The organism is Escherichia sp. MOD1-EC5495 (assembly GCF_002965965.1).
GTDB lineage: Bacteria > Pseudomonadota > Gammaproteobacteria > Enterobacterales > Enterobacteriaceae > Escherichia > Escherichia ruysiae.
This window is the reverse complement of sequence record NZ_PTRI01000013.1, coordinates 110569-132677: the sequence shown is the minus strand read 5'-3', so window position 1 is coordinate 132677 and position 22109 is coordinate 110569. Positions and strand designations below refer to the sequence as shown.

The 22109-nt window shown below is 48.5% G+C and carries 14 protein-coding genes, 1 tRNA gene and 1 pseudogene; 11 read left to right on the top strand and 5 right to left on the bottom strand.

Features of this window, described 5'->3' with window-relative positions; all coding sequences use genetic code 11:
• Window positions 1–545: 545 nt before the first annotated feature.
• Window positions 546–1951: pseudogene (locus BEG40_RS12665) on the top strand (winged helix-turn-helix domain-containing protein).
• 182 nt (window positions 1952–2133) lie between these two features.
• On the opposite strand, the gene BEG40_RS12660 reads toward BEG40_RS12665, so the two are convergent.
• Window positions 2134–2207: transfer RNA gene (locus tag BEG40_RS12660), tRNA-Gly, on the bottom strand.
• Window positions 2208–2285: 78 nt separating this feature from the next.
• Window positions 2286–3041 (bottom strand): amidase activator ActS, encoded by a 756-nt coding sequence (gene actS / locus BEG40_RS12655; RefSeq protein WP_016159652.1) that lies wholly within the window; start codon window positions 3039–3041, stop codon window positions 2286–2288.
• Window positions 3042–3430: 389 nt separating this feature from the next.
• Between actS and xdhA the strand changes: the two genes are divergently transcribed.
• Genes xdhA through xdhC form a run of 3 tightly spaced genes read left to right on the top strand, consistent with a single transcriptional unit; the run spans window position 3431 to window position 7093 of the window.
• Window positions 3431–5728, top strand: coding sequence for a xanthine dehydrogenase molybdenum-binding subunit XdhA (gene xdhA / locus BEG40_RS12650; RefSeq protein WP_105285506.1), 2298 nt, complete (start codon window positions 3431–3433; stop codon window positions 5726–5728).
• 10 nt (window positions 5729–5738) lie between these two features.
• Window positions 5739–6617, top strand: coding sequence for a xanthine dehydrogenase FAD-binding subunit XdhB (gene xdhB, locus BEG40_RS12645; RefSeq protein WP_105285505.1), 879 nt, complete (start codon window positions 5739–5741; stop codon window positions 6615–6617).
• Window positions 6614–7093: a xanthine dehydrogenase iron sulfur-binding subunit XdhC gene (gene xdhC, locus BEG40_RS12640; RefSeq protein WP_001016616.1), complete on the top strand. Its 480-nt coding sequence runs from the start codon at window positions 6614–6616 to the stop codon at window positions 7091–7093. The genes xdhB and xdhC overlap by 4 nt, the downstream gene beginning before the upstream one ends.
• 39 nt (window positions 7094–7132) lie before the next feature.
• Here xdhC and BEG40_RS12635 read toward each other — a convergent pair whose 3' ends face one another.
• Complete coding sequence (locus tag BEG40_RS12635) at window positions 7133–8911, bottom strand: sigma-54 interaction domain-containing protein (protein WP_000424616.1); 1779 nt, start codon at window positions 8909–8911, stop codon at window positions 7133–7135.
• Between the two features lie 479 nt (window positions 8912–9390).
• Between BEG40_RS12635 and ygeW the strand changes: the two genes are divergently transcribed.
• Genes ygeW through arcC form a run of 5 tightly spaced genes read left to right on the top strand, consistent with a single transcriptional unit; the run spans window position 9391 to window position 15519 of the window.
• Complete coding sequence (gene ygeW, locus BEG40_RS12630; protein ID WP_001360948.1) at window positions 9391–10578, top strand: knotted carbamoyltransferase YgeW; 1188 nt, start codon at window positions 9391–9393, stop codon at window positions 10576–10578.
• A gap of 57 nt (window positions 10579–10635) precedes the next feature.
• Window positions 10636–11832 (top strand): diaminopropionate ammonia-lyase, encoded by a 1197-nt coding sequence (dpaL, locus tag BEG40_RS12625; protein ID WP_000110483.1) that lies wholly within the window; start codon window positions 10636–10638, stop codon window positions 11830–11832.
• 57 nt (window positions 11833–11889) lie between these two features.
• Entirely contained in the window at window positions 11890–13101 is a 1212-nt protein-coding gene (locus tag BEG40_RS12620; protein ID WP_001107125.1) for a YgeY family selenium metabolism-linked hydrolase, read from the top strand.
• 52 nt (window positions 13102–13153) lie between these two features.
• On the top strand, window positions 13154–14539 hold the full coding sequence (gene hyuA / locus BEG40_RS12615) for a D-phenylhydantoinase (RefSeq protein WP_105285504.1): 1386 nt from the start codon (window positions 13154–13156) through the stop codon (window positions 14537–14539).
• Between the two features lie 47 nt (window positions 14540–14586).
• On the top strand, window positions 14587–15519 hold the full coding sequence (gene arcC / locus BEG40_RS12610; protein WP_105285503.1) for a carbamate kinase: 933 nt from the start codon (window positions 14587–14589) through the stop codon (window positions 15517–15519).
• Between the two features lie 40 nt (window positions 15520–15559).
• Here arcC and yqeB read toward each other — a convergent pair whose 3' ends face one another.
• Together yqeB and yqeC are read right to left on the bottom strand one after the other, a co-directional pair.
• Window positions 15560–17185: a selenium-dependent molybdenum cofactor biosynthesis protein YqeB gene (gene yqeB / locus BEG40_RS12605; RefSeq protein ID WP_001020364.1), complete on the bottom strand. Its 1626-nt coding sequence runs from the start codon at window positions 17183–17185 to the stop codon at window positions 15560–15562.
• Window positions 17186–17232: 47 nt separating this feature from the next.
• Window positions 17233–18003: a selenium cofactor biosynthesis protein YqeC gene (gene yqeC / locus BEG40_RS12600; RefSeq protein ID WP_000835700.1), complete on the bottom strand. Its 771-nt coding sequence runs from the start codon at window positions 18001–18003 to the stop codon at window positions 17233–17235.
• A 104-nt stretch (window positions 18004–18107) separates the two neighbouring features.
• Here yqeC and mocA point away from each other — a divergent pair, with 104 nt between their 5' ends.
• On the top strand, window positions 18108–18686 hold the full coding sequence (mocA, locus tag BEG40_RS12595) for a molybdenum cofactor cytidylyltransferase (RefSeq protein WP_001272832.1): 579 nt from the start codon (window positions 18108–18110) through the stop codon (window positions 18684–18686).
• A 322-nt stretch (window positions 18687–19008) separates the two neighbouring features.
• Complete coding sequence (ygfK, locus tag BEG40_RS12590; RefSeq protein WP_105285502.1) at window positions 19009–22107, top strand: putative selenate reductase subunit YgfK; 3099 nt, start codon at window positions 19009–19011, stop codon at window positions 22105–22107.
• The last annotated feature ends 2 nt before the right edge of the window (window positions 22108–22109 follow it).

Here is a 22109-nt window from a genome sequence, read left to right as displayed (position 1 = left end):
GACTATCACTTATTTAAGTGATATTGGTTGTCTGGAGATTCAGGGGGCCAGTCTATTAACACCTTGCCGGTATTAATTTGAAGGAAATATTACCAGTGAGAATACTCCATTGTAAAATTGTGATATATATGATGGTGAAAAAAACAAACAAATATTTTTCATATCTGGCATATCAAAAGCAATAATAAACTGACAGGGAAAGATATCGTTACTATAACGTTCACAAACAAGGTTAGAACTCGATATATAGCTGTTACCTGACTATGTTTTCTTATCTTAAATCAAAATCAGCACTCAGTTAAGGAATGATAGCCGCGTCAGTTTATCATTGCCTTTCAATTAGTTACGTAGAAACATGATTAAAAAGCATTAATTAAGGACATTTCAGGTTACATTCGAAAAAATCCTCTATAAATTAATGCAAACAGTCATGGAATTTTATATATACAAAATCATATACAGTTTAATAAAACATATATGAATATCAGTTATATCTATTACTCATTCAGGACGTAAATAACCATAAACTTTACAGGGGTTAGCTAATGGATTTAGAAATTAAGTTTTCATATCATTTTCCTGATGGAATAATTCTTACAGAAGATGGTATTCTTACAAAAGGGAATGAGCAATCTTACATACCTCCGAAAGAGCTTGGCGTATTATTTGTATTGCTTGAATCATCTGGCAATGTTGTATCAAAAGATATGATCATCGAGTCCGTGTGGAAAAATGTGATTGTAAGTGACGAGTCCCTTACACGGTGTATATATTCATTAAGATGTATTTTTGAACGCATCGGTTATACCCGCTGTATAGAAACCATATACAGGAAAGGCTATCGATTCAGTGGGCAAGTTTTCAAAATAAAAGGGAACCAAAATAATGAAGAAGGAAGTACGGTTGCTTTATTTCCATTTACAACGTCTCACAGTCATCATGATCCATTAACACTAAATCAGGATCTTGTACAACTTATCTCAAACCAAAAAAATGATGACCTTTATATATACCCACTGGCAGCAACCCAATATTGTATAGATAATAAATCTCAAACAGCTTTTCTGGCCAGATTCAAACCGGATTATTTTATAACCGGAAGAATCAACCAACATGGAACATCAAATAGTTTATATGTTGAGGTGATCGATGCAAAAAGCTTTTATCTTGTTGCCAGCACACATCTGCAAGCGGATGATATACAAAAAGTATCACAATTTATAATAAGTAATTTGTATCTGGCTATGAAGAAGCCTAAAGCTGTACAGGGCTTGATTAATCAACGCGATTCTTTTAATGACCATATTTTATCAAAAGAAATGTCTAACGGAAAAAACGCGCTAAATGAGTTCACGCCTGAAAGCATTGTCAAAGCAATAACGATATTTGAACACCTGAAAAAAAACACAATATTCCGTCTCTAATAAATGAGTGTCATTGCCTGTTGGCTGAATGCTATATATCCCTGGCTCTTCATGGTATGAATGAGCATAAAGATGCAACTCAAAAAGCATTCGCATTTATAGATAAGGTGTCAGATAAAACTATTTGTGATGGAAAGATTTCAGGAATCATGGGATTGATAACTGGTCTTTCCGGACAAGCAACGACATCACGTATTTTTTTTGAACATGCGCAGACACAAATATTAGATATCGCCGCCTTATACTATTATCGTGCACTGGTAAATATATATAACGATAAAATTGAGGATGCAATTGCTTGTATAGACCAGGCACTGTTACTTGAACCTGATATGCATAAAGCTGTGGTAATAAAAAAATGCATTAATGCATATATTTCTGCAACACAGAATAAAAAATGCACACACGTTTATCAAGGAACAGAGAAAGAATGCTATTTAGTTATTATTAATAACATCCAAAAATTAAAGCAATTATCAAAAACTAATAATAATATCGATTTTAATAGTCAATGTGCAGTAGCGTGAGTCGTGATAATCCTCGACTGGTATAACGAATGCAAACTCGTTTATGACTGCTAATGTCGAGGAGCACACAAGCTCTACTTATTTTTGATTGTTGTTATTTGATTCAGCCATACTTGATGTAAGCACATTAAAAGAATGGAAAGTTTCGATAAAAAAAGAAAAATAAATGAGGATATAAAAACTGGAGCGGGCGAAGGGAATCGAACCCTCGTATAGAGCTTGGGAAGCTCTCGTTCTACCATTGAACTACGCCCGCTTTGAAATGCGTAAGGCATTATAAACCTTACGCTCTTCTTAGCAAGTGCCTTGCTACTGACTGCTGATTAATTCACCATCAGCACTTTGGTTTACTGCCCTGTGGCGGCAAGTAGCGCAAAGGATCAATCGCCGTAGCACGGTAACGAATCTGGAAATGTAACCGCACAGATTCAGCATCCGTACTGCCCATCGTCGCTATCTTTTGCCCAGCCTTAACATTTTGCCCATTGTTTACTAGCATCGTGTCGTTATGAGCGTAAGCAGTGATGTAATCTTCACTGTGTTTAATCATGATGAGATTACCGTAGCCACGTAATTGGTTACCGACATACACCACCTTACCGGCGCCGGCTGCATATATTGGCGTCCCGCGCGCTGCAGCAATATCAATCCCTTTATTACCACCATCAGCCATTGAGTAAGGCATGATAACTTTTCCACTCGTTGGCCATAACCAGCAACGTTGTCCGACGGGCGGCCATGAAGATTTCGGAACCACTGGCGGTGGAGTGACTGACGCTGTTTTCGTCGTTGATTTGGCTGTATTTTTTCTCGAGCTGCGGTTACTTTTTGCCCCACCAAGTTTCAACTTTTGACCAACTTCGATGGTATAGGGTGGAGAAATGCCGTTGAGTCGGGCAAGTTCTTTTACGCTTGTTCCCGTGGTGCGTGAAATACGATAAAGCGTATCCCCCCGTTTCACGGTGTAAACGGAGCCGGAATACGTTCCTGTGTCTGATGATTTGCTACCAGAACAGCCCGCCAGAAGCAGCCCTGCCGATAACAGCATCACGATACCCAGCGTTTTTTTATTCGGGCGTCCTGCGCTCAAAATCTTTCCTCGCTCAAAAAACAAGACGCTATATCATAGCAGCCACCTGTCAGATACCCAATCCATTGCTCGGAAAATGGATGTACAAATCAAGAATTGTTAATGAATCCATTAGGATAGCGATCCCCCATTTGCACATCATCATAACGCAAAAGAAGGCATCCTGACTGTCGCCTAATATTCATTTATCACAATGATTTTTATCACACTCATATTGATACACAGCCCTCTCTTTCTTTGCTGATAAAAACGCATCATCCCTGGCGTTTTATTAACAACATCACACTTCCCTCCTCCCCCCATGCTTATAGTCGTTTCTGGCGTAATTCTTGCCTGCAAAGACTAAATCATTGCCATAAGAACCAAATGTTCAAATCAAGGGGATTTCTATGGAAGCACGGGAAGCAACCGCTACAGGTGAATCATGTATGCGCGTAGATGCCATTGCTAAGGTTACCGGGCGGGCACGATATACTGATGATTATGTTATGGCGGGCATGTGTTACGCAAAATATGTACGTAGCCCTATCGCACATGGTTATGCCGTAAATATTGACGATGAAAAGGCCAGAAGCCTGCCGGGCGTACTGGCGATTTTTACCTGGGAGGATGTACCGGATATCCCATTCGCTACGGCAGGACATGCCTGGACACTTGACGAAAATAAACGCGATACCGCCGATCGCGCACTGTTAACCCGCCATGTTCGTCATCATGGTGATGCCGTTGCCATTGTCGTGGCTCGCGATGAGCTCACGGCAGAAAAAGCGGCGCAACTAGTCAGCATTGAGTGGCAAGAATTACCCGTTATCACCACACCAGAAGCGGCACTGGCAGAAGACGCAGCACCAATCCATAACGGCGGCAATTTACTTAAACAAAGCACGATGTCGACGGGCAATGTCCAGCAAACAATCGATGCGGCAGATTACCAGATCGAGGGGCATTATCAGACACCGGTCATTCAGCATTGCCATATGGAAAGTGTGACCTCACTGGCATGGATGGAGGATGACTCGCGAATTACCATCGTCTCCAGTACGCAGATCCCACATATTGTTCGCCGCGTTGTCGGTCAGGCGCTGGATATTCCCTGGTCATGTGTTCGAGTCATCAAACCGTTTGTCGGCGGCGGTTTTGGTAATAAACAGGATGTGCTGGAAGAGCCTATGGCGGCCTTCCTGACCAGCAAGCTCGGGGGCATTCCGGTGAAAGTTTCCCTTAGCCGTGAAGAGTGTTTTCTCGCAACCCGAACCCGCCACGCCTTTACCATTGATGGGAAAATGGGCGTGAATCGTGATGGTACGTTGAAAGGTTATAGCCTGGATGTTCTGTCCAACACCGGCGCTTATGCCTCCCACGGTCACTCCATCGCTTCCGCAGGCGGTAACAAAGTCGCTTACCTTTATCCTCGTTGTGCTTATGCCTACAGTTCAAAGACCTGCTATACCAATCTGCCCTCGGCAGGCGCGATGCGTGGTTATGGCGCACCGCAAGTCGTTTTTGCTGTCGAATCAATGCTGGATGACGCCGCTACCGCGTTAGAACTAGACCCAGTAGAAATTCGTTTACGTAATGCTGCTCGAGAAGGCGATGCAAATCCGCTCACGGGCAAACGTATTTACAGCGCAGGATTACCAGAGTGTCTTGAAAAAGGGCGGAAAATCTTTGAATGGGAAAAACGCCGTGCAGAGTGTCAGAACCAGCAAGGCAATTTGCGGCGAGGCGTTGGCGTTGCCTGTTTTAGCTACACCTCTAACACCTGGCCTGTCGGGGTGGAAATCGCGGGCGCACGCCTGTTGATGAATCAGGATGGAACCATCAACGTGCAAAGCGGCGCTACAGAAATCGGTCAGGGTGCCGACACCGTGTTCTCACAAATGGTGGCAGAAACCGTGGGTGTCCCGGTCAGCGATGTCCGCGTAATTTCGACACAAGACACCGATATTACACCATTCGACCCCGGCGCGTTTGCATCACGTCAGAGCTACGTTGCCGCGCCAGCGTTGCGCAGTGCGGCGCTGCTGCTGAAAGAGAAAATCATCGCTCACGCCGCAGTCATGCTACATCAGTCAGCGATGAATCTGACCCTGATAAAAGGCCAAATCGTGCTGGTTGAAAGACCGGAAGAGTCGTTGTTGTCATTAAAAGATCTGGCAATGGATGCGTTTTATCATCCCGAGCGTGGCGGACAGCTTTCTGCAGAAAGTTCTATCAAAACTACCACTAACCCACCGGCGTTTGGCTGCACCTTTGTTGACCTTACAGTCGATATTGCGCTGTGCAAAGTCACTATCAACCGCATCCTCAACGTTCATGATTCGGGGCATATTCTTAATCCGCTACTGGCAGAAGGCCAGGTACACGGCGGGATGGGAATGGGCATTGGCTGGGCGCTATTTGAAGAGATGATCATCGACGCGAAAAGCGGCGTGGTACGTAACCCAAATCTGCTGGATTACAAAATGCCGACCATGCCGGATCTGCCACAACTGGAAAGTGCGTTTGTCGAAATCAATGAACCGCAATCCGCATACGGACATAAGTCACTGGGTGAGCCACCAATCATTCCTGTTGCCGCTGCTATTCGTAACGCGGTGAAGATGGCTACCGGTGTTGCAATCAATACACTGCCACTGACGCCAAAACGGTTATACGAAGAGTTCCATCTGGCAGGATTGATTTGAGGATAACATCATGTTTGATTTTGCTTCTTACCATCGCGCGACCACCATTGCCGATGCCATCAACCTGCTGACCCACAATCCGCAGGCAAAACTGCTCGCCGGTGGCACTGACGTACTGATTCAGCTCCATCATCACAATGACCGTTATCGCCATATTGTTGATATCCACAATCTGGCGGAGCTTCGGGGAATTACGCTGGAGGAAAATGGCGCGCTACGAATCTGCTCCGCGACGACATTTACTCAGCTCATTGAAGATCCGTTAACCCAGCATCATCTTCCGGCGTTATGTGCTGCGGCTTCGTCAATTGCCGGACCGCAGATCCGTAATGTCGCTACATACGGTGGAAATATTTGCAACGGTGCCACCAGCGCAGACTCCGCCACACCAACGCTGATTTATGACGCGAAGCTGGAGATCCACTCACCGCGTGGAGTTCGTTTCGTCCCGATTAATGGCTTTCACACAGGGCCAGGCAAAGTCTCTCTTGAACATGACGAAATTCTTGTCGCCTTTCATTTTCCGCCACAACCGAAAGAACATGCTGGTAGCGCGCATTTTAAATATGCCATGCGCGACGCAATGGATATTTCAACGATTGGCTGCGCCGCGTATTGTCGGCTGGATAATGGAAGTTTCAGTGAATTACGCCTGGCATTTGGTGTTGCCGCTCCAACGCCGATTCGCTGCCAACACGCCGAACAGGCTGCACAAAACGCGCCACTGAACCTGCAAACGCTGGAAGCCATCAGCGAGTCTGTCCTGCAAGACGTCGCCCCGCGTTCCTCATGGCGTGCGAGTAAAGAGTTTCGTCTGCATCTTATCCAGACGATGACCCAAAAAGTCATTAGCGAAGCCGTCGCTGCGGCAGGGGGAAAACTGCAATGAACCACAGCGAAACAATTACCATTGAATGCGTCATTAACGGTATGCCTTTTCAGCTCCGCGCCGCGCCGGGTATGCCGCTTTCAGAACTGCTCCGTGAGCAAGGATTACTTAGCGTCAAACAAGGATGCTGCGTTGGAGAATGCGGCGCGTGTACTGTGCTGGTTGATGGCACCGCGATAGATAGCTGCTTATACCTTGCCTCCTGGGCTGAAGGAAAAGAGATACGCACGCTGGAAGGCGAAGCAAAAGGCGGCAAACTTTCTCATGTACAACAGGCTTATGCGAAATCAGGCGCGGTACAGTGTGGCTTTTGTACGCCCGGTTTGATTATGGCCACCACGGCAATGCTGGCAAAACCACGCGAGAAACCATTAACTATTACGGAAATTCGTCGCGGCCTGGCGGGAAATCTTTGTCGCTGCACCGGTTATCAGATGATTGTGAATACAGTGCTGGACTGCGAGGAAACGAAGTAAAACGAAATCCGGCCTGAATGCAGGCCGGATTTACTGCGGTTACGCACTTAACAATTCATATTTTTTAATCTTACGATAGAGCGTAGCAATGCCGATTCCCAGTTCATCAGCAACTTGCTTCTTGCTGTTATGACGTGAAAGCGCCTCGCGGATCATCTGTTTTTCCATCTCCTCCAGCGCCGTACCACCAGCATCATCAAGTGCCAAATGTGCTTCGCTGGCTTCTGGGCTCTCACTTTGCTCTGTCACGCCGTTATTTACCAGATTGGGCGGCAGGAGTGTGCTGTCAATGACTTCACCTGAAGGAACAACGTTGACCAGATATTCCATCAAATTGCTTAGCTCTCGCAGGTTTCCAGGCCAATAATGCTTACGCAGCAACTCAACAACATCAGGAGCAATGCCAGGATAAACCGACCCCAGACGACGGGTATGCAGATGTAAAAAGTAATGCACCAACAGTTCAATATCTTCCTGACGCTCACGCAAAGGCGGCAACGTTAACGGAATAACATTCAGGCGATAGAAGAGATCCTCACGAAACTTACCTTCAGCAATAAACTGAGCCAAATTCTGGTTAGTTGCAGAAATGATGCGGATGTCGACCTGTATTGGGCTGCTGGCACCAATCGGCAGAATTTCACGCGCCTCAATAGCTCGTAACAATTTTGCCTGCAACATTAATGGCATATCGCCAATTTCATCGAGAAACAGCGTGCCCGTATTCGCCGCCTGAATCAGCCCTGTTTTGCCGTTGGCAGAAGCACCCGTAAAAGCGCCTTTGACATAACCGAACAGCTCACTTTCCAGAAGCTGCTCCGGGATCGCGGCACAGTTGATAGCAATAAAGGGTTTATTCCGTCTTCCACTCAACTTATGAATTGCACGAGCGACAACTTCTTTACCGGTGCCACTTTCCCCGACCACCATTACGCTGGATGGGCTGGGCGCGATACGGCTAATGAGTCGTTTTAATTGCCGCATAACCCGGCATTCACCCACTAATTGTTCAATATGCGGTTCATCAGAAACGTTCGCCACAGAAAAACTGGTATGTGACTGGTGAAACGCCATCAAAAATAACTGTCGCCCCTGGATGTTATGCAACTGACCAATTATTAATTCACTTTTATCATCCCACGAAACGATATGTTGCATATGTCCATGAGTAAAATTACTCTCAAATGTTAATGGTCTGAAACGAATAGGTTTCCCAACCATATTATTTTGAGCAACACCAAGAGTTTTTAATGCAGTCTGGTTAACAAACTGAATACGATTGTCTTCATCGATAACTAACACTCCCTGATCCATATTATCGATCATGGTAGCGAATATTTTACTTATATTATCTCCTGGCCCCTGATCTTCCAGAAGTTTCGAGACAAAAATAGTAGATATATGGCGAACGTAATCTGAAAATTCGCGTAAATTATCACTGATATGTTCTTGTTGCTCATGAGTAACAGCAATCAAACTTATTACTCCGACACAACGATCCTGCAGAATAACGGGCGTGCCCAGGAATGCCTTTTCACGACAATTTTCTTTACTGTCACAACCTTCACAAAGGGGATCGAAGCGAGACTGTGTCACAACCTTTTCGGTTTTGGTTTCCAGGACATAGCGGAGCAAACGTGAATTGCCACTTAGCTGGCGCCCAAGAAACTTCCCATATGCGCCAGTTCCAGCGACGCGACACAAGTTTTCATCAACGATCTCAACCTCAAGCTGCAAAACGCTGGCTAGCATTCTGGCAAAACGCTGAATTGTTGGTTGAATTTGCATCAATACTGACTGCGTAGTAACAAGCTCCATAGCTTTACCTTCCAGAATCACTTAAAAGTCGATCATTGAAGACGTTGATGGTTCACAGGTCATGACGATATTAACTCAGACAAATATAGCTTTGCTAAAAACATAGGATTTTTATCACTTTCTAATGAAATTATGGAAGTGATATCACATTTCTATATCAATATGAGAATTACGGGACTGCATTTATCAAACTGACGACGATTCTCCTCTCCCTTATATCTTATTTACGATACTTAGCAGCAAATAAATAACGGCAGAAAAAAAGCCAATCGTTTCCGTATATTTTTATGCTCCATAGTGCAATGTTAATTTGTGATCAACCCCACACATTACCTGTCAAATTACTCTTTCGCAGCCGCGTAGATAATTCTGGCACACTTATTGTTAGTCCCTGGTATAGCTGTGAAAACACCAATCACTTTGGCAAGTCACAGTGAAATAAACCACTTTGCCTGTCATTCCACTATCGGGACTTTATGATGAAAACTGTTAATGAGCTGATTAAGGATATCAATTCGCTGACCTCTCACCTTCACGAGAAAGATTTTTTGTTAACGTGGGAACAGACGCCAGATGAACTGAAACAAGTACTGGACGTTGCCGCAGCGTTAAAAGCACTGCGTGCTGAAAACATCTCGACCAAAGTCTTTAATAGTGGATTAGGTATTTCCGTATTCCGCGACAACTCCACCCGTACCCGTTTTTCTTATGCTTCCGCGCTTAACCTGCTCGGTCTGGCACAGCAAGATCTTGATGAAGGTAAATCACAAATCGCTCACGGCGAAACCGTTCGTGAAACCGCTAATATGATCTCCTTCTGCGCCGACGCTATCGGTATTCGTGACGATATGTATCTGGGTGCGGGTAACGCCTATATGCGTGAAGTTGGCGCGGCACTCGACGACGGCTACAAACAGGGCGTGCTGCCGCAGCGCCCGGCTTTAGTTAACCTGCAATGTGATATCGACCACCCGACGCAGTCGATGGCTGACCTGGCATGGTTGCGTGAACACTTTGGTTCGCTGGAAAACCTGAAAGGTAAAAAAATCGCCATGACCTGGGCCTATTCACCAAGCTACGGCAAACCGCTTTCTGTTCCGCAAGGCATCATCGGCCTGATGACCCGCTTCGGTATGGATGTCACCCTGGCCCACCCGGAAGGTTATGACCTGATCCCGGATGTGGTTGAAGTGGCGAAAAACAATGCTAAAGCGTCCGGCGGCAGCTTCCGTCAGGTCACCAGCATGGAAGAAGCGTTCAAAGATGCAGACATCGTTTATCCGAAGTCATGGGCACCTTACAAAGTGATGGAAGAGCGTACTGAACTGCTGCGCGCTAACGATCACGAAGGCTTAAAAGCACTGGAAAAACAGTGTCTGGCGCAGAACGCACAGCACAAAGACTGGCATTGTACTGAAGAGATGATGGAGCTGACCCGTGATGGCGAAGCCCTGTATATGCACTGCCTGCCAGCCGATATCAGCGGCGTATCCTGCAAAGAAGGTGAAGTCACTGAGGGCGTATTCGAAAAATACCGTATCGCGACCTACAAAGAAGCCAGCTGGAAGCCTTATATCATCGCCGCGATGATCCTGTCCCGTAAATACTCCAAACCGGGTGCACTGCTCGAACAACTGCTGAAAGAAGCGCAAGAACGCGTGAAATAACCCCTCGGGCCGATCGACAGATCGGCTCTCTATTTACAGAGGCCAAAAGGATAGGATATGTCCGTTTTCTCATTGAAGATTGATATCGCCGATAACAAATTTTTCAACGGCGAAACATCACCGCTCTTTTCGCAAAGCCAGGCAAAACTGGCGCGCCAGTTCCATCAGAAGATTGCTGGCTATCGCCCAACACCGCTTTGTGCGCTGGACGACCTCGCGAACCTTTTTGGTGTGAAGAAAATTCTCGTTAAGGACGAATCAAAACGATTCGGTCTGAACGCCTTCAAGATGCTCGGCGGTGCGTATGCCATCGCTCAGTTACTGTGCGAAAAATATCATCTTGATATCGAAACACTGTCATTTGAACACCTGAAAAAGGCTATCGGCGAAAAAATGACCTTCGCCACCACCACCGACGGCAACCACGGGCGCGGTGTGGCATGGGCAGCGCAGCAACTCGGACAGAATGCGGTGATTTACATGCCGAAAGGCTCCGCTCAGGAACGCGTTGACGCCATTCTGAATCTCGGTGCCGAGTGCATCGTCACCGATATGAACTATGACGACACCGTTCGCCTGACCATGCAACACGCGCAGCAGCACGGCTGGGAAGTGGTACAAGACACAGCCTGGGAAGGCTACACCAAAATCCCAACCTGGATCATGCAGGGCTATGCCACGCTGGCAGATGAAGCTGTCGAGCAAATGCGTGAAATGGGCGTAACCCCGACGCACGTTCTGCTGCAAGCCGGTGTCGGTGCTATGGCCGGTGGTGTGTTGGGTTATCTGGTCGATGTCTATAGCCCGCAAAATCTGCACAGCATTATTGTTGAACCTGACAAAGCTGACTGTATTTATCGCTCTGGCGTCAAAGGCGATATCGTCAACGTTGGCGGCGATATGGCCACTATTATGGCGGGCCTGGCCTGCGGCGAACCTAACCCGCTGGGCTGGGAAATCCTACGTAACTGCGCCACCCAATTCATCTCCTGCCAGGACAGCGTTGCCGCATTAGGTATGCGCGTGCTGGGTAATCCGTATGGCAACGATCCACGCATCATCTCCGGTGAATCTGGCGCTGTCGGTTTGGGCGTTCTCGCGGCGGTTCATTATCACCCGCAACGTCAAAGCCTGATGGAAAAACTGGCGCTGAACAAAGATGCCGTGGTGCTGGTTATCAGCACTGAAGGCGACACCGACGTGAAGCACTACCGCGAAGTTGTCTGGGAAGGCAAACACTCTGTAGCACCTTAATCACCCTATTGGAACTGCTCCCTGCAAAACGGGGAGTAAAAAAACTGGAGAAAAATAATGGCTAAGAATATTCCATTCAAACTGATTCTTGAAAAAGCAAAGGATTACCAGGCAGACATGACTCGCTTCCTGCGCGACATGGTTGCGATTCCCAGCGAAAGCTGCGACGAAAAACGCGTAGTGCATCGTATTAAAGAAGAGATGGAAAAAGTCGGCTTCGATAAAGTTGAAATCGACCCGATGGGTAACGTTCTCGGTTATATCGGCCACGGCCCGCGTCTGGTTGCGATGGATGCTCATATCGATACCGTCGGCATTGGCAACATCAAAAACTGGGACTTCGATCCGTACGAAGGCATGGAAACTGATGAGCTGATTGGTGGTCGCGGCACTTCCGACCAGGAAGGCGGCATGGCATCTATGGTTTATGCCGGTAAAATCATTAAAGACCTTGGTCTGGAAGATGAATACACCCTGCTGGTCACCGGTACGGTGCAGGAAGAAGACTGCGACGGTCTGTGCTGGCAGTACATTATTGAACAATCTGGCATTCGCCCGGAATTTGTGGTCAGTACTGAACCGACTGATTGCCAGGTATACCGTGGTCAGCGCGGTCGTATGGAAATTCGTATTGATGTTCAGGGCGTTAGCTGTCACGGTTCTGCGCCAGAACGCGGTGATAACGCCATTTTCAAAATGGGACCGATTCTTGGCGAATTACAAGAACTGTCCCAACGTCTGGGTTATGACGAATTCCTCGGCAAAGGTACGCTGACCGTTTCTGAAATTTTCTTTACCTCCCCAAGCCGTTGCGCTGTAGCAGACAGCTGCGCAGTTTCTATTGACCGTCGTCTGACCTGGGGTGAAACCTGGGAAGGCGCGCTGGACGAAATCCGCGCCCTGCCAGCAGTTCAAAAAGCGAATGCTGTCGTTTCTATGTACAACTATGACCGTCCGTCCTGGACTGGCCTGGTCTACCCAACCGAATGCTACTTCCCGACCTGGAAAGTGGAAGAAGATCACTTCACTGTTAAAGCCCTGGTGAATGCCTACGAAGGTCTGTTTGGCAAAGCGCCGGTCGTTGATAAGTGGACCTTCTCAACTAACGGCGTATCCATCATGGGTCGTCACGGCATTCCGGTGATCGGCTTTGGCCCAGGTAAAGAACCTGAAGCGCACGCGCCAAACGAAAAAACCTGGAAATCTCATCTGGTGACCTGTGCCGCTATGTACGCTGCAATCCCGTTAAGCTGGCTGGCAACCGAATAATTATTCTTAACTTATTCCCCTCCGGTTCGCCGGAGGGTTTTTGGAGTTTGCTATGCGCGTATTGATCAAAAACGGCACTGTCGTTAACGCAGATGGACAAGCCAAACAGGATTTGTTGATTGAAAGCGGGATTGTTCGCCAGTTGGGCACCGATATTTCGCCGCAGCTCCCTTATGAAGAAATTGATGCCACTGGCTGTTACGTTTTCCCTGGCGGCGTCGATGTCCATACACATTTCAATATTGATGTCGGCATTGCGCGCAGTTGTGATGATTTTTTTACCGGTACTCGCGCAGCCGCGTGTGGCGGTACAACAACCATTATTGACCATATGGGATTTGGCCCAAACGGCTGCCGGTTACGCCATCAACTGGAAGTTTATCGTGGCTATGCCGCCCATAAAGCGGTCATCGACTACAGCTTTCACGGTGTAATTCAGCATATTAATCACGCCATCCTCGACGAAATTCCGATGATGGTCGAGGAAGGGCTGAGCAGTTTTAAACTCTATTTAACCTATCAATATAAACTCAACGATGACGAAGTGTTGCAAGCATTACGCCGCTTGCATGAGTCCGGCGCCCTGACCACTGTGCACCCGGAAAATGACGCAGCTATCGCCAGTAAGCGGGCGGAGTTCATCGCCGCCGGGCTAACCGCTCCGCGCTATCACGCATTGAGTCGACCTCTGGAATGCGAAGCAGAAGCTATCGCCCGCATGATTAACCTGGCGCAACTTGCCGGCAACGCCCCACTCTATATCGTCCATCTGTCTAACGGCTTAGGTCTGGATTATCTGCGTCTTGCCCGTGCGAATCACCAGCCAGTCTGGGTTGAAACCTGCCCACAATATCTTCTGCTGGACGAACGCAGTTACGATACAGAATACGGAATGAAATTTATCCTTAGCCCGCCGCTGCGCAACGTTCGTGAGCAGGACAAGCTGTGGTGCGGCATCAGCGATGGTGCGATTGACGTGGTAGCGACCGATCATTGCACCTTCTCGATGGCTCAACGCCAGCAAATTTCTAAAGGCGATTTCAGTCGCTGCCCAAATGGCTTACCCGGTGTGGAAAATCGTATGCAATTGCTGTTTTCCAGCGGCGTAATGACCGGACGTATCACCCCGGAACGTTTTGTTGAGTTAACCAGTGCGATGCCCGCCAGGCTGTTTGGCCTGTGGCCACAAAAAGGATTGTTAGCGCCCGGTTCCGATGGCGACGTGGTGATTATCGATCCACGCCAGAGCCAACAAATTCAACATCGCCATCTCCACGACAATGCTGACTATTCGCCCTGGGAGGGCTTTACCTGTCAGGGCGCGATTGTCAGAACCTTATCCCGTGGTGAAACGATTTTCTGCGACGGAGCCTTTACAGGCAAAGCCGGACGTGGTCGTTTCCTGCGACGCAAACCGTTTGTCCCTCCCGTGCTCTAACCACTGCCAGGGATCTATACACAATCAAGAATGATGAGTGAGGAAAAATGAGTAAGAAAATTGTTCTCGCCCTCGGCGGGAATGCGCTGGGCGACGATCTGGCCGGACAAATGAAAGCGGTAAAAATTACGTCTCAGGCAATTGTTGATTTAATTGCCCAGGGACATGAAGTTATCGTCACTCATGGTAATGGACCGCAGGTAGGCATGATTAACCAGGCATTCGAAGCTGCCGCAAAAACTGAAGCGCACTCGCCGATGCTGCCGATGTCTGTCTGTGTTGCGTTAAGTCAGGGATATATTGGTTACGATCTGCAAAATGCCTTAAGGGAAGAGCTGCTTTCTCGTGGTATTAATAAACCTGTAGCAACGCTGGTTACTCAGGTCGAAGTCGACGCTAACGATCCGGCATTCCTCCACCCGACCAAACCGATCGGATCGTTCTTTACCGAGCAGGAAGCCGAGCAACTGACAAAACAGGGTTACACCCTGAAAGAAGACGCGGGTCGTGGCTATCGTCGTGTAGTAGCCTCACCGAAGCCTGTTGATATTATTGAAAAAGAAACGGTTAAAGCTCTGGTAGATACAGGCCAGGTGGTGATCACCGTTGGCGGTGGCGGTATTCCTGTGATTCGTGAAGGCAATCATCTGCGCGGTGCCAGCGCGGTTATCGATAAAGACTGGGCCAGCGCCCGTCTGGCAGAAATGATCGATGCCGATATGCTGATCATTCTGACTGCGGTAGAAAAAGTGGCCATTAACTTCGGTAAAGAGAATGAGCAGTGGCTCGACCGCCTGTCATTGGCCGATGCAGAACGCTTTATCGAAGAAGGTCATTTTGCGAAAGGTTCTATGCTGCCGAAAGTGGAAGCTGCCGCCTCGTTTGCTCGCTCTCGCGCAGGTCGCGAAGCACTGATTACCGTGTTGAGCAAAGCGAAAGAAGGGATTGAAGGCAAAACCGGAACGGTGATTTGTCAGTAAGTTAAAGGCCGGATGGGTAATACCATCCGGCCGTTTTCATTTAAGCCACTTCCAGCACTTCTTCTGTCGCTTTAACGCCCTGATGCATCAACATCATTAACGCCTCAAGTACGCCGCCGCCAATCGCCCTGGCTTTATCTGAAACACTGGTAAAATCAGCCGTTTCACCACGAGGGTCAATATCACCAATTTTAAAACCACCGACCACAGCCAGTCCGTCGTTCAACAAGCCACGTACCATCCCCGTCAACGGCGCTTTAATTTCATGCTCGCCAATCCAGGCAATCACATCACCCTCTTGCACCAGATCGCCTAATTTCACGTTGGAACGCATGATACCTGCCGCCGGAGCGCGAATAACTCGCCGGGTGGTATGCCCCATGATATTACCGGGAACACCTGTATTTTCCTGTGCGCAGCCGGAGTAAATCACCTGACCGAGCCAGTGCCCACGATTCGTTTCAATCACCGCATGACAATCTTTACCTGCGGTAAAGCCCGGCCCAAGCGCGATCGTCACTGGCGCCATATCTGCACGCGTACCCAAATTCTGTTTCGCAAGAATAGCGTCCACAACGCAAAGCGGTTTCAGTTCATCAAGCAGTGAACAGGCAGGATCTACCATCACCGGGATGAACCCGCGTTCGGTAAGTTTCATCGCCTCCGCAGAGCTGGTTGCCAGGCAGGCAGTGACGCCTTCGACCGTCATTTCGCCGTCGAACACGGCTTGGGCAAACGCCACGGTACAACGAATCACCGTTGGCTTTTCCACTTCCAGCATGATCACTTTGAACCCCGCATGATACAGACGCAGCGCCACACCACTGGCGATATCCCCCGCACCGCGAATCACCACCAGTTGGTGCCCGGAAGGATGCGTAGGTTTCATCATCAGCCCACCCGGCGCGTTATTTTTCACCTGTAATATTTCTGCCAGCACGCTGATGGCTATCTCCTGCGGCGTTTCCGCACCAATGTTGTAACCAACCGGCGCATGTAAACGGGCAATATGTTCTTCAGCCACGCCTTTCTCGCGCAACTGACGCAGGAAAAGCTGCACCTTGCGGCGACTTGCCAGCAAACCCAGCCATGCAATAGGCTGCTCAATGAGTTTATCGAGGGCTTCACGATCCTGATTATTCGTGGCAATCAGGACAAAATTATCAGGGCGAATCTCCAGTGCTTCTACTGCCGCGCCAAACGAATCGGCATGGAGAAGCGTAGTTGACGGCGGAAAAAGTTCAGGATTGAGGCTTTCGCGATAAATATCGGCAACGGCGATATCAAACCCTAATAACGCGGCACTCTGGGCTATCGCCCGGTTGACATGCCCCGCGCCGATCAACACCAGACGTGGTCGCATACCATGTACGCTGATAAACACTGACATTGCGCCTCCGCAATCTGACCCGACGGCATCCGCGCCGTTACGAGCCATGCGCCCGTGGAATAATCGCGGCTTACGTTCCTGCAATGCCTGAAGCGACTCTTCAATCACCTTCCGCTCAACCATTCCGCCGCCAATTGTGCCGACGATAGAACCATCGGCACGCACTAACATTTGTGCAGAATGACGGGGTGTAGAACCTCGGCTATCAACAATTTGCGCCATCGCAAACGGACAATTTTGCTCTTCGAGTTTTGCAGCCTCTGTGAAAATATTCATACCAACCTCAATGGATATCCTTTCAGTAACCCGGAATGCCCGTGCTGCTAATTCACAAATCTGCGCGCGATTGCAGGATGTTCTTGTATATCGCCCAGCCAGATTGCCTCTACGTCATGTTGTTGCAGCGGTTTGAGTAGCTCGCTTTGCGCAATCGCATTCTCACATTGAGAAAAACGGTTAATGAACCAGACTCGCCGACAGCCTTGCGGTACGTTTTTAAACGCGCCCTGCGGATGGCGAACCAGCGCAACGAGATCGCTCAGTTGCAAGGTTGCATCTGGTGTTAACCCAGTAATATCAGCAAACTGCGACCAGCGATGGATATTTTCGGTGCCAACTTTAGCGCCCAAAATATGCCCTCCCATCACAGCAATCACGCAGCAACTGCTTTTTGGTATGCAAGGTTCGTGCTCATCCGGCGCTTTTAACGGCATTCCACGCGAGCCATCTGCCTCAATGAGAATTACGTCACATTCTGGTCGTTGCGCCAGTACATCAATGGTATCTGGCGTAAATCCCTGCGCTTTTCCCTGTTTCGCTTTGAAGCGGTGAAAACAAAATGCAATGGGGGATGTGAGAGACGCATGAGGAAGCATGGCGGGATCGCGACAGAAAACCACGGGCCAGTGAGACGTTGGTATAAACATATGTGTCGTCGTCGTGATTAACACGCGCCTGCCACTAGACTGAAGTAACTCTGCCAGCCAAAAAAGCAGACTGGTTTTCCCCCCTGCACCAACAACAGAAATGACTGCCGGAGCGTTCTGCACGCCTAAATCAATGAATAATGCTGATGGGTCAATTATACTTTTCACGAGTCTTCATAGACCTCTCTGGGATAAATTAACCCACAAATTCATTAACCAGGAAGTAACGCAATTTTCAGGCGTTATTAACCGATATAAATAATGGAATCACTATGTCAGCCATCGACTGTATAATTACCGCTGCTGGATTATCATCAAGAATGGGACAATGGAAAATGATGTTACCCTGGCAACAGGAAACAATTCTTGATGCAAGTATCAAAAACGCGTTGCAGTTTTGTAGTCGAATTATTTTAGTTACGGGTTTTCGCGCTAATGAACTGCACCATCGCTACGAGAACACTGACAATATTACTCTTATTTATAATCCAGATTATGAGCAGGGCTTACTGACCTCGGTGAAGGCTGCTGCTCCCGAAGTGCAAACCGAATATTGCTTTATTACTCATGGCGACATGCCGAGCATTAATGCAAATATTTTCAATAAAATCTGGCAGTTACGCAATGGCGGCGCAATACTTCCACTCCACAATGGCATTCCTGGTCATCCCATTTTAATCTCAAAGTCGAGTCTGATGCAGGCTATCCAACGCCCCAACGTGACCAATATGCGTCAGGCATTGCAAATGGGTGAGCATTATTCCGTCGAAATAGAAGATGAAGAAATAATTTTAGATATTGATACCCCCGAGGACTTTATTTATGCGCAAAAGCGGCATACTAAATTTTAGAAAATCAGGTTAAACGATTGCGTTCAAATATTCATTCCACTCAGCGCGTTTTTATCATAATGATAAGGAGTCACTGATTTTGAGAAATGAGAAAAAATGATAAAAGCCCTGACAATAATAACTCTCAGTAGTGATTTTAATTCTCATTTAGCACCTGTGAGATCATTCACAAAAAACCATTAAGTTTCGAGGCGCCTCACATTTTTTTATATTTCAGGACCAACCTGGCAATAGTGGTGCGATTGTTGCTCTGTCTCCTTAAACCACCGGATTTATCAATACCGGTTACTCAATGATATCTGTATAAGCTAAGGAGAGGGTTATGGGGGATATTATGCGTCCCATTCCGTTTGAGGAACTTTTGACGCGCATATTTGATGAATACCAACAACAACGCTCAATCTTTGGTATTCCTGAGCAACAGTTTTACTCACCCGTAAAAGGTAAATCTGTCGGCGTCTTCGGTGAAACCTGTGCCACCCCCGTCGGCCCTGCCGCTGGTCCGCACACGCAACTCGCGCAAAACATCGTCACCTCCTGGCTGACTGGCGGACGCTTCATCGAACTAAAAACCGTCCAGATTCTTGATCGTCTGGAGCTGGAAAAGCCTTGTATCGACGCCGAAGATGAGTGCTTTAACACCGAATGGTCCACCGAATTTACCCTGCTTAAAGCCTGGGATGAATACCTCAAAGCCTGGTTTGCCCTGCATCTTCTCGAAGCGATGTTCCAGCCTTCTGACTCCGGTAAATCGTTTATTTTTAATATGAGCGTCGGTTACAACCTCGAAGGCATTAAGCAGCCGCCGATGCAGCAGTTCATCGACAATATGATGGACGCATCTGACCATCCGAGATTCGCTCAATACCACGATACGCTGAATAAACTCCTCCACGATGACGCATTTTTAGCCCGCCACGGATTGCAGGAAAAACGTGAAAGCTTGCAGGCCTTGCCAGCCCGTATCCCCACCAGCATGGTACAAGGCGTTACCCTCTCCACCATGCACGGCTGCCCTCCGCATGAAATCGAAGCCATTTGCCGCTACATGCTGGAAGAAAAAGAGCTGAACACCTTTGTGAAACTCAACCCGACCTTACTGGGGTACGCGCGTGTTCGTGAGATTCTTGATGGATGTGGATTCGATTACATCGGCTTAAAAGAAGAGTCATTTGATCACGACCTCAAGCTGACGCAGGCGCTGGAAATGCTGGAACGCCTGATGACGCTGGCAAAAGAAAAATCACTCGGCTTTGGCGTCAAACTGACTAACACTCTCGGCACCATCAATAACAAAGGTGCACTGCCCGGTGAAGAGATGTATATGTCCGGCCGTGCGCTGTTCCCGCTCTCTATCAATGTCGCAGCAGTTCTGTCCCGCGCCTTTGACGGCAAACTGCCAATTTCTTATTCCGGTGGTGCCAGCCAGCTGACTATCCGCGATATTTTCGATACTGGCATTCGTCCAATCACCATGGCAACCGACTTGCTGAAACCAGGCGGCTATCTGCGTTTAAGTGCCTGTATGCGCGAGCTGGAAGGCTCCGACGCCTGGGGACTTGACCACGTTGACGTGGAACGACTGAGCAAGCTGGCCGCAGATGCGCTAACCATGGAATACACCCAGAAACACTGGAAGCCAGAAGAGCGTATAGAAGTGGCAGAAGACCTGCCGCTGACCGACTGCTACGTTGCCCCCTGTGTCACTGCCTGCGCCATCAAACAGGATATTCCGGAATACATTCGACTATTGGGCGAACATCGTTATGCCGACGCGCTGGAACTCATCTACCAACGTAATGCCCTGCCCGCCATTACTGGCCACATTTGCGATCACCAGTGCCAGTACAACTGTACCCGCCTGGATTACGACAGTGCGCTGAATATCCGCGAACTGAAAAAAGTCGCCCTGGAAAAAGGCTGGGATGAATACAAACAACGCTGGCACAAACCAGCGGGTTCTGGTTCTCGCCATCCGGTTGCCGTCATTGGCGCGGGTCCAGCGGGTCTGGCTGCAGGTTACTTCCTTGCCAGAGCGGGGCATCCGGTCACACTGTTTGAACGCGAAGCTAACGCCGGCGGCGTGGTGAAAAATATCATTCCCCAATTCCGTATTCCTGCTGAGTTGATTCAGCACGATATCGATTTTGTTGCCGATCACGGCGTGAAATTTGAGTATGACTGCTCACCGGATCTGACCGTCGAACAGTTAAAAAATCAGGGTTTCCACTATGTTCTGATTGCCACCGGCACCGATAAAAACAGCGGTGTGAAACTGGCTGGCAACAACCAGAATGTCTGGAAATCCCTCCCCTTCCTGCGTGAGTACAACAAAGGAACGGCGCTCAAGCTGGGCAAACATGTGGTGATTGTCGGTGCGGGTAACACCGCAATGGACTGCGCCCGCGCGGCATTACGCGTGCCGGGCGTAGAAAAAGCGACTGTCGTTTACCGTCGTTCACTGCAAGAGATGCCAGCATGGCGCGAAGAGTATGAAGAAGCACTACACGATGGCGTAGAGTTCCGTTTCCTCAATAACCCAGAACGTTTTGATGCGGATGGCACCTTAACGTTGCGCGTCATGTCGCTTGGCGAACCTGATGAGAAAGGTCGCCGCCGTCCGGTTGAAACCAGCGAAACGGTAACGCTGCACGTAGACAGCCTGATCACCGCCATTGGCGAACAGCAGGATACTGAAGCCCTGAATGCGATGGGCGTGCCGCTGGACAAAAACGGCTGGCCTGATGTCGACCATAACGGTGAGACCCGCCTGACTGACGTCTTTATGATCGGTGACGTACAGCGCGGACCGTCCTCTATCGTTGCCGCAGTTGGCACCGCTCGTCGGGCTACCGATGCCATCCTTAGTCGGGAAAATATTCGCTCCCACCAGAACGATAAACACTGGAACAACGTCAACCCGGCGGAAATCTACCAACGTAAAGGTGATATCTCAGTCACCCTGGTGAACAGCGACGATCGCGACGCGTTTGTCGCCCAGGAAGCCGCTCGCTGCCTTGAATGTAACTACGTTTGCAGCAAGTGTGTAGATGTCTGCCCGAACCGCGCCAACGTCTCAATTGCCGTCCCTGGCTTCCAGAACCGTTTCCAGACGCTGCACCTTGACGCTTACTGCAACGAATGCGGCAACTGCGCCCAGTTCTGCCCGTGGAACGGTAAACCGTACAAAGACAAAATCACCGTCTTTAGTCTGTCGCAAGACTTTGATAACAGCAGCAATCCAGGCTTCCTGGTGGAAAATGAGCGTGTACGTGTCCGTCTGAATAATCAGAGTTGGGTGTTGAACATCAATAGCGAAGGTCAGTTCGACAACGTACCGCCAGAGCTGAACGATATGTGCCACATTATCAGCCATGTCCACCAGCATCATCATTATCTGCTGGGCCGCGTGGAGGTGTAATC

Excerpts from the sequence above, each read along its gene's own strand:
- ygfK (WP_105285502.1), top strand. The coding sequence starts at position 19,009 with ATGGGGGATATTATGCGTCCCATTCCGTTTGAGGAACTTTTGACGCGC.
- mocA (WP_001272832.1), top strand. The coding sequence starts at position 18,108 with ATGTCAGCCATCGACTGTATAATTACCGCTGCTGGATTATCATCAAGA.
- yqeB (WP_001020364.1), bottom strand. The coding sequence starts at position 17,185 with ATGAATATTTTCACAGAGGCTGCAAAACTCGAAGAGCAAAATTGTCCG.
- xdhA (WP_105285506.1), top strand. The coding sequence starts at position 3,431 with ATGGAAGCACGGGAAGCAACCGCTACAGGTGAATCATGTATGCGCGTA.
- BEG40_RS12620 (WP_001107125.1), top strand. The coding sequence starts at position 11,890 with ATGGCTAAGAATATTCCATTCAAACTGATTCTTGAAAAAGCAAAGGAT.
- xdhB (WP_105285505.1), top strand. The coding sequence starts at position 5,739 with ATGTTTGATTTTGCTTCTTACCATCGCGCGACCACCATTGCCGATGCC.
- hyuA (WP_105285504.1), top strand. The coding sequence starts at position 13,154 with ATGCGCGTATTGATCAAAAACGGCACTGTCGTTAACGCAGATGGACAA.
- BEG40_RS12635 (WP_000424616.1), bottom strand. The coding sequence starts at position 8,911 with ATGGAGCTTGTTACTACGCAGTCAGTATTGATGCAAATTCAACCAACA.
- xdhC (WP_001016616.1), top strand. The coding sequence starts at position 6,614 with ATGAACCACAGCGAAACAATTACCATTGAATGCGTCATTAACGGTATG.
- ygeW (WP_001360948.1), top strand. The coding sequence starts at position 9,391 with ATGAAAACTGTTAATGAGCTGATTAAGGATATCAATTCGCTGACCTCT.
- arcC (WP_105285503.1), top strand. The coding sequence starts at position 14,587 with ATGAGTAAGAAAATTGTTCTCGCCCTCGGCGGGAATGCGCTGGGCGAC.
- dpaL (WP_000110483.1), top strand. The coding sequence starts at position 10,636 with ATGTCCGTTTTCTCATTGAAGATTGATATCGCCGATAACAAATTTTTC.